The 14355-nt window shown below is 53.9% G+C and carries 14 protein-coding genes; 9 read left to right on the plus strand and 5 right to left on the minus strand.

Going from position 1 to position 14355, the window contains the following annotated elements:
- Positions 1–84: 84 nt before the first annotated feature.
- Both MKX64_RS06610 and MKX64_RS06615 read right to left on the minus strand, forming a co-directional pair.
- Positions 85–1179, minus strand: coding sequence for a D-alanine--D-alanine ligase (locus MKX64_RS06610; protein WP_095398583.1), 1095 nt, complete (start codon positions 1177–1179; stop codon positions 85–87).
- A 95-nt stretch (positions 1180–1274) separates the two neighbouring features.
- Positions 1275–2294, minus strand: a complete 1020-nt coding sequence (locus MKX64_RS06615; RefSeq protein WP_095266024.1) for an amidase domain-containing protein — start codon at positions 2292–2294, stop codon at positions 1275–1277.
- 308 nt (positions 2295–2602) lie between these two features.
- On the opposite strand from MKX64_RS06615, the gene acnA reads away from it, so the two are divergent.
- From acnA to MKX64_RS06635, 4 genes are all read left to right on the plus strand, one after another.
- Entirely contained in the window at positions 2603–5320 is a 2718-nt protein-coding gene (gene acnA / locus MKX64_RS06620) for an aconitate hydratase AcnA (RefSeq protein WP_095398582.1), read from the plus strand.
- Positions 5321–5520: 200 nt separating this feature from the next.
- Positions 5521–5673: a hypothetical protein gene (locus MKX64_RS06625; RefSeq protein ID WP_176475578.1), complete on the plus strand. Its 153-nt coding sequence runs from the start codon at positions 5521–5523 to the stop codon at positions 5671–5673.
- A gap of 134 nt (positions 5674–5807) precedes the next feature.
- On the plus strand, positions 5808–6209 hold the full coding sequence (locus MKX64_RS06630; protein WP_095398581.1) for a GntR family transcriptional regulator: 402 nt from the start codon (positions 5808–5810) through the stop codon (positions 6207–6209).
- Positions 6206–7306, plus strand: coding sequence for a DUF1648 domain-containing protein (locus tag MKX64_RS06635; protein WP_341035564.1), 1101 nt, complete (start codon positions 6206–6208; stop codon positions 7304–7306). The genes MKX64_RS06630 and MKX64_RS06635 overlap by 4 nt, the downstream gene beginning before the upstream one ends.
- Before the next feature lie 144 nt (positions 7307–7450).
- Here MKX64_RS06635 and MKX64_RS06640 read toward each other — a convergent pair whose 3' ends face one another.
- Entirely contained in the window at positions 7451–8191 is a 741-nt protein-coding gene (locus MKX64_RS06640; protein ID WP_095266020.1) for an IclR family transcriptional regulator, read from the minus strand.
- Positions 8192–8400: 209 nt separating this feature from the next.
- Here MKX64_RS06640 and MKX64_RS06645 point away from each other — a divergent pair, with 209 nt between their 5' ends.
- The 5 genes from MKX64_RS06645 to MKX64_RS06665 all read left to right on the plus strand — a co-directional run bounded on the left by MKX64_RS06645 (position 8401) and on the right by MKX64_RS06665 (position 13148).
- The gene (locus MKX64_RS06645; protein WP_155618781.1) at positions 8401–9390 is read left to right on the plus strand and encodes an alpha/beta hydrolase; all 990 of its coding nucleotides are present in this window, start codon (positions 8401–8403) and stop codon (positions 9388–9390) included.
- 130 nt (positions 9391–9520) lie between these two features.
- Entirely contained in the window at positions 9521–10891 is a 1371-nt protein-coding gene (locus tag MKX64_RS06650; RefSeq protein ID WP_341035565.1) for a Fe-Mn family superoxide dismutase, read from the plus strand.
- Between the two features lie 380 nt (positions 10892–11271).
- Entirely contained in the window at positions 11272–11580 is a 309-nt protein-coding gene (locus MKX64_RS06655; protein WP_095266017.1) for a hypothetical protein, read from the plus strand.
- Positions 11581–11604: 24 nt separating this feature from the next.
- Positions 11605–12843 (plus strand): lipase family protein, encoded by a 1239-nt coding sequence (locus MKX64_RS06660; protein WP_341035566.1) that lies wholly within the window; start codon positions 11605–11607, stop codon positions 12841–12843.
- A gap of 32 nt (positions 12844–12875) precedes the next feature.
- Entirely contained in the window at positions 12876–13148 is a 273-nt protein-coding gene (locus MKX64_RS06665; RefSeq protein WP_095398577.1) for a hypothetical protein, read from the plus strand.
- Between the two features lie 166 nt (positions 13149–13314).
- Here the strand turns inward: MKX64_RS06665 and folE are convergent, their stop codons facing one another.
- Together folE and MKX64_RS06675 are read right to left on the minus strand one after the other, a co-directional pair.
- Positions 13315–13908 carry a GTP cyclohydrolase I FolE gene (folE, locus tag MKX64_RS06670; RefSeq protein ID WP_095266014.1) on the minus strand — a complete coding sequence of 198 codons (594 nt, stop codon included), beginning with the start codon at positions 13906–13908 and terminating at the stop codon, positions 13315–13317.
- A gap of 120 nt (positions 13909–14028) precedes the next feature.
- Entirely contained in the window at positions 14029–14262 is a 234-nt protein-coding gene (locus tag MKX64_RS06675) for a YneF family protein (protein WP_095266013.1), read from the minus strand.
- Between the last annotated feature and the right edge of the window lie 93 nt (positions 14263–14355).

Genomic DNA, 14355 nt, shown 5'->3' on the forward strand with positions numbered 1-14355 from the left:
GCCTTGCTTCTTCAGCCCCTCTTCGCCTTCGCTTCCGGCCGTTATGCTGTCCAGCACGGATGAATGGGCTTTATTCAACTTCTATTAGAATTGATTCTCATATACCAGGGACTGCTTGCTGTTGTAGCGCTCAAGGCCTAGCTCAATCATTCGGTCGAGCAACTCCCGGTAGGAGACACCTGTCTCTCTCCACAGCAGCGGATACATACTGAACGGTGTAAAGCCAGGCATCGTATTGACTTCATTGATCATAATCGCGCCGTCCGAGCGACGGATGAAGAAATCGGCGCGGGTAATGCCGCTGCCTTCAATCGCCTTGAATGCCTGGATCGCCAGCTCGCGCAGCCGATCGGCCGTATCCGGATCAATGCTCGCCGGAATCTGCATCTGCGATTGTCCGTCGGTGTACTTGGCAGCATAGTCATAGTATTCGCTGGAAGAGACGATTTCACCCGGCACGGATGCCATCGGCTCATCATTGCCAAGCACGCTGACCTCCACTTCACGGGCATCCACAAATTGCTCGACGATAATCTTGTTATCGAATTTCAGCGCCGTTTCGATCGCGCTGGTCAGCTGCTCCCGGTCTTTCGCCTTGGATATGCCGACGCTCGACCCCAGATTCGCCGGCTTGACAAAGCAGGGGTACCCCAGCTTATCCTCAATGCTCTGAAGCACATCATGCTGGCTGCGATTCCACTGGGTGCGATTGAAATAGTCGTAATCGCATTGCGGCAGTCCGGCGATCTCGAACAGCTTTTTCATCACTACTTTGTCCATGCCTGCTGCCGATGCCAGCACGCCGGTTCCGACATAAGGAATGTCCGCCATTTCGAACAGTCCTTGAATCGTGCCGTCCTCGCCAAACGTTCCGTGCAAAAGCGGGAACATGATGTCGACCTTCGGCTGCTCGCTGCCATAGAGCCGGCTGAATACGGCATTCAGCGCCGCCTCAGTTCCTTCCCCTTGCGAAAGCTTCAGCTCTTCCTGCTCCGAGAAAGGAGCGGACATGACTGCGCCTACCTTCCACGTTCCCTGCTTCGTAATATAAAAAGGGAGGATCTCGTACTTCTCATAATCAAACGCGTTCATCACGGCAAATGCCGTCGAGAGCGAAACCTCGTGCTCCCCCGATTTCCCGCCGTATACCAAACCAACCGTCAATTTGTTCTGTCCCATGTCAACCTCTCTCTTGTCCGTAATGCAGCTTGTTCATGCTGTCTCCCATGCGTAAACGGCTTTCATCCTTTTACAGCGGAGCTAATGATCTATCCTTAAAATTCATCAGGGATATGGTAAAAACGATACTGCGTCCGATCGTTCCATGCATAAGAATCCCGGTAATCCCAGTAGCGGTGCCGGCTGCTGACCGTATGTGCGTTCACCAGAGGCATCCCCTCTGCATCGAACGCGGTCACGATGGTGCTGTGCTGATAAGCCCCGTCTCCGTTCCAGTCATACAGAATTACATCGCCAAGCATGAGCTGCTCGGGCCGCTCCACGAGCTCGCCCCGAAGCCCGGATGCACTGGTGCCTAAATAAATGGCCAGGCTGTTGGATACCGCCCAGCTATAGCTCCACCACTCGCGCTTATTGATATAGCCTTTATACCACCAACCCGTTTCTCTTTTACCAGTATAGTGGATTGGGGCTTTGCCTGCAAAGAGGCATTGCGAGACATAATTCGTGCAATTCACATCGAATACGGCAAACTCCGGATTGCCGGAATCCCACCAGCGGTCCGCATAAGCAGCCGCGGCTTCGCGGTCATATCGCCCCGATCTGGGATGACTGCCTCCGGCATATACGCGGTTATTCAGCAGCGGAATTGAAGGGAGCGGTTCCCCGCCGCTAGCCTCTGTCTTGGCCTCCAGATTCCAAGCGGGATGGCGTTCGTCCGACAAGCGCTCGATACCGACGATAAGCCAGGAATCCCCGTCCCGCACAAGCGTAAGCCGCTCCAACTGAATGGTGTCCTCCCGGTGGGTCACCCCTCTTTTATCATAATAAAACAGGCTGTGAAGCCTTACGTCCACGGTAACGCTATCCTCGGTTTCATGCACGACGCGCTGCAGCTTCGCCCGAGTCTCGCTCTTCAGCGGCAATACGCCTCTTTCCTCAAACCACGCCGCCAGACGAGACTGGCGCTCTCCGCGTTCCATTAAATAATCCAGGTCTGTGACGATCTGCTCTTTCAGCCCTGAGGAGTAATCAATCCGGTTCTGATTATACTGATTGACATAGGTATATAATGCGTTTTTCCACGGCTGTTCCGCTTCCGTTACGCTGCTCATTGCCATTCCCTCCTTCAACATCAGCCCTATTCCCTATCACAACTATATGAAGTAATCCGCTCTGCTATGAACCTCCTTCCGAATAGGCTTCACTACCGCTTCCTTTCCTCTATCTTCCCCGCGTCCCCGAAGCCTTGAAATACGCCCTGAATCAGGCAGTATGTCTACAAAATCGGGCTTCTCGATCTCTCAAAAAAAACTTTACGTACAGGGGTGAAAACGTTATACTTAAAGTATGTTGAATTTTGAAATTGAGTTTCATCTGGTGGAACTACAGCCAGATTGACAGCACACAAGGAGGATCATGTATGCCAGTAAAGGATCAGTTCTCTATCTCCCGTAATCTTACGGTAGGGGGCAAGGAATACCGCTATTTCAGCCTGCAGGCCCTCGAAGAGCAAGGACTTGGCCAAATCTCCAAGCTGCCTTTCTCTATCCGGGTACTGCTTGAAGCAGCTGTCCGCCAATTTGACGGACGGGCAATTACCGAAGATCATGTCAAACTGCTGACCAAATGGAATGAAGGTCTAGGCAGCAATAAGGAAATCCCATTCATTCCAGCTCGTATCGTTCTCCAGGACTTCACCGGCGTACCGGTCGTTGTTGACCTGGCGGCTATGCGTGACACCGTTAAGAAAGCCGGCGGAGATCCGAAGCAGATCAACCCGCTCGTTCCGGTTGACCTTGTCATCGACCACTCCGTCATGGTTGACGCGTTCGGTACCGATCAGGCACTGGAATACAATATGAAGGTTGAATTTGAGCGTAACGAAGAGCGCTATCGCTTCCTGCGCTGGGCTCAAACCGCATTCAACAACTTCCGTGCGGTGCCGCCGGGAACAGGGATCGTTCACCAGGTTAACCTGGAGTATCTCGCATCGGTTGCCGCCACGAAGACTGTTGACGGCGAAACGCTGGTCTTCCCTGACTCCCTCGTAGGTACGGACTCCCATACGACCATGATCAACGGTCTTGGCGTTGTCGGCTGGGGCGTTGGCGGTATCGAGGCTGAAGCCGGCATGCTCGGTCAGCCGCTCTATTTTGTAACCCCTGAGGTTATCGGCTTCAAACTGACAGGCAGCCTTGCGGAAGGCGCAACGGCAACTGACCTTGCCCTGACTGTAACGGAACTGCTCCGCAAAAAGGGCGTTGTCGGCAAATTCGTGGAGTTCTACGGCCCTGGCCTTGCGAACATCAGCCTGGCTGACCGTGCAACGGTTGCTAACATGGCTCCGGAATACGGCGCTACGATCGGCTTCTTCCCTGTCGATGACGAGACGTTGGCTTACCTTCGCAACACCGGCCGTACCGATGAGCAGGTAGCGCTCGTTGAGAATTATTACAAAGCGCAGAACATGTTCCGCACAGCGGATACGCCGGATCCGGAGTTTACCGATGTGATCGAGCTGGATCTGGCTTCGGTTGTACCAAGCTTGGCTGGTCCGAAGCGTCCTCAGGACCGCATCGAGCTGACCCAAATGAAAGAGAACTTCAACAACATCATCCGCACCCCGATCGAGAAGGGCGGCTATGGTCTGAGCGATGAGAAAATCGAGCAGAAGGTTGAAGTTACCCATAAAGACGGAAGCAAGAGCACTATGGGTACAGGCGCCGTAGTTATCGCGGCAATTACAAGCTGCACGAACACTTCAAACCCTAGCGTTATGCTCGGTGCCGGTCTCCTTGCGAAAAAAGCGGTGGAGCGCGGCCTGACGAAGCCAGGTTACGTGAAGAGCAGCTTGACTCCGGGTTCCCTCGTCGTTACCGACTACCTGGAGAAAGCCGGATTGCTCCAGTACCTTGAAGCACTCGGTTTCTATGTAGCTGGTTATGGCTGCGCAACATGTATCGGTAACTCCGGTCCGCTTCCGGACGAAGTAAGCGAAGCGATCGCTGACAACGACATGACGGTAGCTGCCGTGCTGTCCGGTAACCGGAACTTCGAAGGCCGCGTGCATGCACAGGTGAAGGCGAACTATCTGGCTTCTCCTCCGCTCGTAGTTGCTTACGCACTGGCAGGTACGGTCAATATCGACCTCCAGAACGATCCGATCGGCTACGATCCGAACAACCAGCCTGTATATCTGAAGGATATCTGGCCTACAAGCGCGGAAATTCGCGAAGCGATCGGACTGTCCGTCAGCGCAGACGCATTCCGCAAGAAGTACGAAAATGTATTTACTGCCAACGAGCGCTGGAACCAGATCCCTGTTCCGGAAGGCGAACTGTATGAGTGGGACGACAAGTCCACTTACATTCAGAACCCGCCGTTCTTCGAAGGACTGGGCAACGGGCTGTCTGACATTCAGGACATCAAGCAGGCTCGCGTACTCGCCCTTCTCGGCGATTCCGTAACGACCGACCACATTTCGCCAGCAGGCAACATTGCGGTGAACAGCCCGGCAGGCAAATACTTGACCGAGCACGGTGTGGAACGCAAGGACTTCAACTCCTACGGCTCCCGCCGCGGTAACCATGAGGTCATGATGCGCGGTACATTCGCGAACATCCGGATCCGCAACCAGGTTGCGCCTGGAACCGAGGGTGGTGTGACAACATACCTGCCTACCGAGGAAGTGATGTCGATCTATGATGCTTCGATGAACTACCAGGCTGGCGGACAGAACCTGATCGTTATCGCCGGTAAAGAGTACGGTACCGGAAGCTCCCGTGACTGGGCTGCCAAAGGAACCTTCCTCCTCGGCGTCAAGGCGGTTCTGGCTGAAAGCTTCGAACGGATTCACCGTTCCAACCTCGTCGGCATGGGCGTGCTTCCGCTCCAGTTCCAGGATGGCCAGAGCTGGAAGAGCCTTGGGCTGACCGGACGTGAAACCTTTGATATCGAAGGGCTGAGCAATGACGTCAAGCCAGGGCAAGAGCTGAAGGTGGTCGCTACCCGCGAGGACGGCACGAAGTTCGAATTCCCTGTAACCGCTCGTCTTGACAGCATGGTTGATGTGGATTACTACCATAACGGCGGCATCCTGCAAACGGTGCTCCGTCAAATGATCGCTTCGAACCAATAAGCAGGTCATTCGTACTCCTAACATCCAAACACAGGCTCTAGGCATATATCCCCAGCATCCATGACCGGATGCCGGGGATTTTGTTTATTCCGTAATGCGATCTTCCTGAATTTCAGACAAGGGGTTTCGCTGCGGGCCATGCGGGTTATATCCTTGTAAAGGCCGTTTATATCCCTGGCGGCTATGGGAGGACTACCGCTATGATCAAAATCCATCATCTTATGCCTTATCACTATCAATATCCTAGACCGTACTATATATCCGCAAGCAAAAAGGCCAATGACGCTAAACCGACCTTTCAGGAAATACTGAATCAGAAAATGAAGGAATCGCAGGCAAAGCGCAAGCCATAATACACGTTAAGGAATGCCCGATCATAAATCGGGCATTCCTTTTTTATAGTTTCATCTATATATTTTTTGTTCCATCTGTTATACTATAAATATAACAGTTAGAACTATACCACGAACGGGACGGTGAGCATCTTGTGATTATTGAGCTGGATCTCCAGTCGGACACTCCGATCTACACCCAATTGATGAACCAGATTATCGAAGGCATAGCCAGCGGCCGTCTCCAGCCGGGCGAGCCGCTCCCCTCTGTTCGCAGCCTGGCCGCTGATATCGGCATTAACCTGCACACGGTGAATAAAGCATACACGCTGTTGAAACAGGAGGGCTTCATTCAGATTCACCGGCAAAAAGGCGTTGTCGTTCAGCCTGACGCACTGCCTGGCATGACTAGCGATTACGCACATCGGCGCGATGCCCAGCTGCGGCCGATTATCGCGGAAGCGATCTGCCGCGGCATGAATGAGCAGCAGCTGCTGGCCGTCGTCCATGACCTATACAGCCACATTACAACCAATGAAAGGAAGGATGCCCCATGAATTTCGCAGCCGCTTTAGTATTGACTTGTCTACTTGTTCCCATAGCGCTAACGCTGGCTTTTATGCCTCTATTCACCAGGGAAACCATCAGCTTCGGCGTCTCTGTCAGTGAGGAGATGAACCGCAGCGAGCCGCTGAACCGTCTGCGCAGAAGGTTCATCCGGATCAGCTGCATCGGCTACGCGCTGATATTCGCAGCTTCCCTGACCGGCATGATACGCCTGGACATGAACGGGCAAGGATGGCTCCTGACTGTCTGCATTACTGCCATGCTTGTATTTCATACGTTCCTGTACCTGCGCTTTCACTTCATGGCCAAAACGATCAAGGAGACGCTCCCTCAGTCCTCCCCGCAGCGTCAGATCGTCGCGGTAGATACCAGCTTCCGCAATACGAAGCTGGTGCTGAGCAACCTGTGGTTTCTCATCCACGCCGCCATCGCCGGGATTAGCGCCGTCTGGACGCTGACATATTACGACCGGATCCCGGATACGCTGGCGATGAAATTCGATTTTGCCGGCAATGTCACGCAGACAGCCGCCAAGTCTTACCTGAATGTGTTCCTTCCGAACATTCTGCAGGTCATTATGATCTTGGTATTCCTGATGATCAACTGGTCTATCGGGAACAGCAAGCAGCAGCTTGACCCGAATCGCCCGGAGCAGTCCAAAGCGCGAAACACCATCTTCCGCAGAAGATGGTCCCTGTTCAGCATCATGTCCGGCCTGTTGATTGTGCTGCTCTTCTCCTGTATTCAGGTGAACATGGTGCTTCAGCTGGATCCGAATCTGCTCACGGTTGTCAGCCTGATCATCCCTGTCGTCATTGTCGTTGCCGCGTTAGGGCTGACGATCACAACCGGCCAAGGCGGAAGCCGGATCGGAAGAACGCCGGATGCTTCGCCTTCGACATATCATCCGAATGACGATAGACACTGGAAGCTCGGTCTCTTCTACTTCAACCGCCAGGACCCTTCCCTGTTCGTGGAGAAAAGAATGGGCGTCGGCTGGACGATCAATCACGCCCATCCGCTGGGCTGGCTGATCCTTCTGGCCCCGATTGTCCTGATTGTGCTAGTGACGCTGTTAGCCAGATAAAACGATACTCAAAGCCCTCACCAAGCCCCGGGGCGGTACAAGCACCTAAAGGCCAGCCAGAAGTATCTGGCCGGCCCAATAATACGAAGGGCCTCAGCTTCCACTGTAGCATGGAAGACTGAGGCCCTATTCATTATTCATGTTCTAAATCATCATTCCCATCTCATGCGCTGCTTCTTTCAAGATCGGGGCATATTCGCGCAGCTTCTCCGCCGACAGCCGGGTCACCGGCCCGGACATAGACAGCGCGGCAGCCACCTTCCCGTTCCGATCAAAGATCGGCACCGCAACAGCCGCTGCACCCGGCTCGCGCTCCTCCATGCTGATGGCATAGCCATCCTGAATGATATCCACCAGCTGCTTCCGATACGCGTCCCGATCTACCGATTCAGGCCAATCCGGGGCGTTTAACAGCTCCTCCTGATCCGCCGGCGCAGCAAAGGCGACCAGCACCTTGCTCGAAGCCCCAACGGAAAGCGGCAGCCTGGCCCCGACCTGGGCGACCCGGCGAATGGCCTGGTTGCTCTGCACTGCCTGAATACGTATCCGCTCTGCGCCATCCCTTAAATATAGGCTGACCGTCTCTCCGAGCCGGTCGCGCAGCGATTCCATGGCAGGCAGCAGCCTCGCTGCCGGATCGTCGCTCTGTGACATATGCACAGACAACTCCCATATTTTCAAGCCAAGGCGGTACTTCTCCGTCTCGCTGTTGCGAACGACAAATCCTTTATCCTCCAGCGTAGCCATCAGCCGGTGTACCGTGCTTTTATGAAGTCCGATCAACGATGCAATCTCTGTTAGCGCCAGCTCCTTGCTCTTCGTGAAACACAGCAATATATCCAATGCCCGTTCAACGGCACGCACAGTCAATTTGCGGTCCTCCATACCGACCTGCTCCTCTCGCGTTTCATTACATGAAACCTGGTTACAAGAATTATATGAAAAAATGGCCCAGAAGTAAACCGCATTCATAGACATTACAGTTGTCTAACAATCTATGGATATCGATTGACTTTCATTACTGCCCGGCATACGATGATACAAACAGCCTTTTTCATGTTAAGGAATTTATATATGGTAAGGAGGGGCCAGACATGAGCATGATTACTGGTAGAAACGCCCCACTCTCCCAAACGAACAATCCAACCGAGCTGTCACCCAGCCTGGTTCGATTCAAGCATATCGCACTCGCTCTTGTTCTTTCGGTCGTCTTTTTCCTTATCTTCTGCTTTATTGCGCTCCATGCCTATATCGCCTGGGTGTTGTCTAACCCGACGGTCGCTCCGCTCTATTCCAATCCGAAGCTAGCCAAGGATATGAATTATGAGAACATCACCTTTCATTCCATCGATGGGAAGCGCGAATTGGACGGCTGGTATATCCCTGCCAAGGATTCCACAAGAACGATTGTGCTGAGCCACGGCTATGGGGCCAACCGGGAAGAGACCTGGGTTCCGATGTACGATATTGCCCATTACGCCCACAACATGAATTTTAACGTCCTCATGTTTGATTACGGATTTGCCTCCCAGACCAGCCGCGCAGCGGCGACAGGCGGCAAGGAAGAGCGCAGGCAGCTTCTGGGCGCGATCGAGCAAGCGAAGCAGCGCGGTGCGAAGCAGATTGTCGTATGGGGCTTCTCGATGGGGGCCGGAACCGCGCTTCAGGCAGGCCTTGACACCAAGGATGTGGACGCCATGATTCTGGACAGCACATTCCTGCTTGAGCCGGACACACTGTACCATAATATCCAAAATCACATTAATCTGCCGAGACATCCATCACTTGAAATATTGGAGCTGCTGTTCCCGGTACTGAACGGCACCAGTCTCGACCAGATTCCATATAGCGAAGTGAGACGCCATGATTATCCGTTCCCGATCCTGTTCATCCACGGCACGCTCGACGACAAAGCCCCTTATCCGATCGCCGAGAAAATTGCCGCCAATCAGAGCCATGAGGATTCGGATGTGTGGATCGTGGAGGATGCTCATCACGAGCTGATCTACCGGGCGCATACACGCGAATATTTACGGCGTGTATCTACCTTTCTCGACAAACTGCCGGTTCCTGAAGGCACTTAATGAAGCCCAATTCCCTTCCCCGCTGTCATGCATTCGACAGCGGGGTTATTTATTGAATCCTGTCTCATAGTACAAGCCTGCCTGCGAATACAGTATTTATAGTGAGCACAGGAACAGGAGGGAAGGAAGAATGTTATATATTTACGGAACCAAACTCCCCGCACGGATCCTGGAAGAGATCCGCTTCTGGAAACAGCAAGAGATGGAGCATACAGACGTCATTCAGGCGATTGTGCCGACACTGGAACAGCCTTACGTCAAGCTCCTCAATGAATGGCATGTCGTCTTTGCGGAGACGGAAAGAGCCGCCGACGGACTTCTCCGCCAGGTCCTGCATCACAGCGCTTCGATCCCTGCTCCGCTGATCAGCCAGGTGGAACAGCTGCTCAGGGTATCCTTTGACCAATCCCAGCATTTCATCCGCCAGCTGCATGACTTGCGAAATGCCAGCTCGGCTGTACAACAGGTGCCGCTGGCTGACAAGGTGCTGCTGCACATTATTCGCGAATCCGAGTATTTCCTGCGCGTGCTCGAGCCCTTGAATGCTCCTGGAGCGCTTGAACGATGGATGGCGAGCGCCAAGTCGGAGCAGACGCTCCACCCGCCTCGGGCCGAAATCCAAGTTCCCCAGGCTGCCCAGGACGCCGCGCCGCATCCATCGGACACCCTAGAGGCGGGGATCACCTCTGCCCCTGAGGGGACGGGCAGCAACGCCCCGGCTGCGGCGATATCGGCAGCCACGGAGCCCGCCAAGGCAGCTGCCACGGCGGATGCCCGGGCCGAGGGGGAAGCCGAGGCCGAGGCCCGGGCCGCCTCGGATCATGCGCCCGGCGGTAACGGTCCTGGCTCGGTCTATGGCCCGGCGGGCAGCAAGCCTGTTCCGATAGGCGGGCACAAGCTGCCGCCGCTTCCGTACCCGTACAATGCGCTGGAGCCCCATATTGATGAGGCTACCATGCGCCTGCATCATGATGCCCATCACCAAAGCTATGTAGACGGGCTCAACAACGCGGAGAACAAACTTGAGGAAGCGCGCAAAACCGGCAACTTCGAGCTGGTGAAGCACTGGGAACGCGAGCTGGCATTCCATGGAGCCGGTCATTATCTGCACACGATCTTCTGGAGCATTATGAACCCGAAAGGCGGAGGTGCGCCGACAGGGGAACTCGCTCAGCAGATCAATCAAGACTTCGGAAGCTTCGAGCGTTTCAAGAAGCACTTCACCGAAGCTGCCGACAAAGTCGAAGGCTCCGGCTGGGCCATCCTCGTCTGGAGCCCGCGCAGCCATCGCCTGGAAATTCTTCAGGCCGAGAAGCATCAGAATTTATCCCAGTGGGATGTCGTCCCGCTCCTCGCGCTGGATGTATGGGAGCATGCCTATTATTTGAAATATCAGAACAAGCGCGCCGACTATATTCGGAGCTGGTGGAATATCGTGTACTGGCCTGAGGTGGCCGAGCGCTTCCGCCACGCCCGTACTCTGAAGTGGCCGCCATTCTGATAAGGAAATTCCAGTAGTCTTGCATAACCGATGCTTCAAACTTCGCATAACGGGGTATTAAGCAGAGTACAGCCTGCCCTTCTCGCTAGCGGTAAGCGTGGGGCGGGCTTCCTTCTCCTCATGAACTATGCCGAGGCTCGTCTCTCCGAGAAGCCGCAACATCCAGGTCCAGGGACACAATCCAATCTTAGGCCTAATTCACCAAATTTCTGGTTAATTCTCCCGTTGAATGGACCTGAATACTGGATTATGATACCGGTAAGCCAATCGATGAATATCAAGGGGATGATAGGGTTATGCCGAGCCGCACTCGCTCCGGATTCCGGATGCTGCTTGCGATAGGGATGTTATTTACGATCGTATTAGGAGGTTGCCAAAGCATGAACGCCCATGAATCCCCGAATAATGGGGGCCAGGTAACACCTGCAACAGAGGAGGAAGCCTTGCTTGAACAAGCCAAGGAAACGGTGATCAAGCACTTCCGGGAGGAGTACGGCCTCGAGGTCCAGATTACCGGTGCCAAGAAGGTCCCTTCCTATGTTGCGGATGAAATTGATGTTGAAGGCTATGTACAAGGGCATGAGGACCAGACCTTCAATCTGTCCGTCAATTTCAACACACAGGAGACCAAGAATTTTGTCATGAGCCCGCAATTGAAAGAAGCGCTTGAGGCTCAAGGCTCGAAATAATGTATTCATTCGGAGGACCGCAAGATGGTAGATGATGAAACATATCAGAAGTTATCCAGACTCGCGTACAAGGATCTGAAGGAAGGTGAACAGATCGGGGATCTTCCAGGCTGGGAAGTTCTCGAGGATACGAAAAGCTATCGGGTATCCGGCTTCGATGCCGTCACCTTCGTCAACCGCAACTCCGGTGAAGCGGTCATCGCTTACCGCGGCACCGAGGGCAGCGAGGGGCTGAGCGCATCCGTTCCCGATTACATCACCGATGCCGGCATCGGCATCAACGAGATCAAGCGAAAAACCGAGGTCAAGCGCCCGTTTGATGAACATCTAACGAAGATCGAGGATACGGTTGGCCTTACCACGGTCAAGGACTGGTTCGGCGAACAATCGCGCAAGTGGGACAAGACCACTGATTTTATTGGCAAAAACCAGCTGTACCAGGCTGAGGATTATGCCAAGGACATGCAGAAGAAATACAAAAATTTCGATTTCTCGATGACCGGACACTCGCTGGGAGGCGCGAACGCGCAGTACGCAGCAGCCTATACCGGCATACCGGCCGTCACCTTCAGTGCTCCCTCCGTCATCGGAAGCTTGTCTCCCGAATACCGAAGAAGAGCCGAGAACGGCGAATTTAACGACCTGATCGTGAACTATGCCCACCCGGGCGACATTATCGCCAGCGGAGCGTTCGGTGGGTATGAGGGGCATGTCGGCTCCACCTACTACATAGATTCCAGTTATAGAGAGGCTAACGACGGCTTGAGCATCAAGGACAAAATCGCCAATACCCTCGGCGGACCGAACTATCATCAGCTGGACCGCTACCAGTTCGAGAACGGGTATATCTCCAACCCGCTGTACGATGGAGCAACCGATAAACGGGTTGACTTCTCAAGAGCGCCATGGGCGAGCGGCTACCCTGCCTTGAGCCTGTTTGGCCAAGCGATGCCTTGGTCTTTAACCGGCGGTCTGGCAGGCCTCTCAGCCGGGACGATTCAGGTGACGCCAGCCGAGCTAAGAAATGTGGCCGAACGGTGGAGAGCCCACGCCCAGCACAGTCACAACGAGCTGCAGGGCATTCGCCAGCGTCTTGCCCGATACTTGAACTCCAGCCACAGCCGGCGGCTGCAGCCGATCGTACAGCAGCTGGATGCCTCGATTGTGTCGATGAGCCAGTGGCATTTGCAGCACACGACCGATATCGTGAACTACATCAGTTATAAAGCCGATCTGTTCGAGCGAACGGATCGCAGCAGCTAACAACCTTCAACTAACCCCTGGGGAGGGATTATATGAACCGGGAAATATTACTCGAGCTGGACGATTTGCTGCAGGCCGAGCGCGAGCTGACCGGGCTTTTGGCAGCGATACAGGCCGATGAGCGGGAGGCGCGCATGCTGTACGCCCGTCTGCAGGACTGGAAAGGACAATCGGCTCTGCTGCTGCGCGATGAGATCGAGGTGTTCTTCACCGAAATCGCTCGCCGCATCCAGGACATTGAACAGCAAAAAAGAGTGCTGGTGCAGTACGTGCAGGAGATGAAGCGTGTGGATGGCGCCTCTTGAAGCAGGACCTACCCAGGGCACCGCTGCGGATGCCTCTGCGTCTTCCATGTCAAAACATATACTGGGGATTCGCTCCCTGACATTCTAGCTTTCGCATCCAGCTGCACACACCAAAAAGGGCTTTGCCATCACAGGCAAAGCCCTTCCTTATGAATATATGACCCACTCAGTCCTTGATCAAGGACAGAAACTCGGCACGCTGCGCAGCATCGCTCTGGAACGTTCCGCGAACGGCAGAGGTCACGGTTTTGCTTCCAGGCTTCTTCACGCCCCGTGCACACATGCACAGATGCTCCCCTTCCACAACAACCATCACGCCATTAGGCTGCAGCGCTTCAACCATAATATCCGCAATCTGCGCTGTAATCCGCTCCTGTACCTGCAGGCGGCGGGTAACGGCCTCCACCAGACGGGCCAGCTTGCTCAACCCGGCAATTTTACCGCTCGGTACATAGCCGATATGAACCTTGCCGAAGAACGGCGCCATATGGTGCTCACACTGGCTGTAATACACAATATCCTTCACGATCACCAGCTCTTCATGGTTCTCGTCAAAGGTAACACCCAGAACGTCTTTCGGGTCCACTTCATACCCTGCAAAAATTTCCTCGTACATTCGGGTCACTCTTGCAGGGGTTTCGAGCAGTCCTTCCCGACTTGGATCTTCACCGATCAGCTTCAGTATCTGCTCTACATGATATTCAATCTGCTCACGATGCTGACCCACTTTATGATTAACGTAGTCTTTAACGCCTGACACGGTACATCCTCCTTCCGTTTCCGAATACAACGGGCAACATTTCCGCTGTTAGCGGTATTTATAAAGAGAAGCGGCCACCACCGCCCCATGCTTCAAGCGGGATTGACGCTTCTGTCATGATTATTTACGTTTGCGACCTTGCCCTTTGCCAGGAAGCGGTTGATTCTTCATCATTTGCTGTGCGCGCTGCATCTGTTTGCTGTTCATATTATAGCCCATTTGCTTCGCCATCTTCTGCAGCATTTCCGGATCACTCTGCATTTTCTCCAATTGCTTCCGCAAATAAAACGCACCGATGAAAAATCCGGCCACCAAACCCACAATTAACGTGATAATCGGAATGACAATATGCATCACTTGACCACCTTTAGACACTAATATTCTCCACTCGTTGTCGCATATACGACGAACCTATCATAGCATGTCCTCTAAAAGACGGCAAATAAG

The organism is Paenibacillus sp. FSL M8-0334 (genome assembly GCF_038000405.1).
Taxonomy (GTDB): domain Bacteria; phylum Bacillota; class Bacilli; order Paenibacillales; family Paenibacillaceae; genus Paenibacillus_AQ; species Paenibacillus_AQ campinasensis.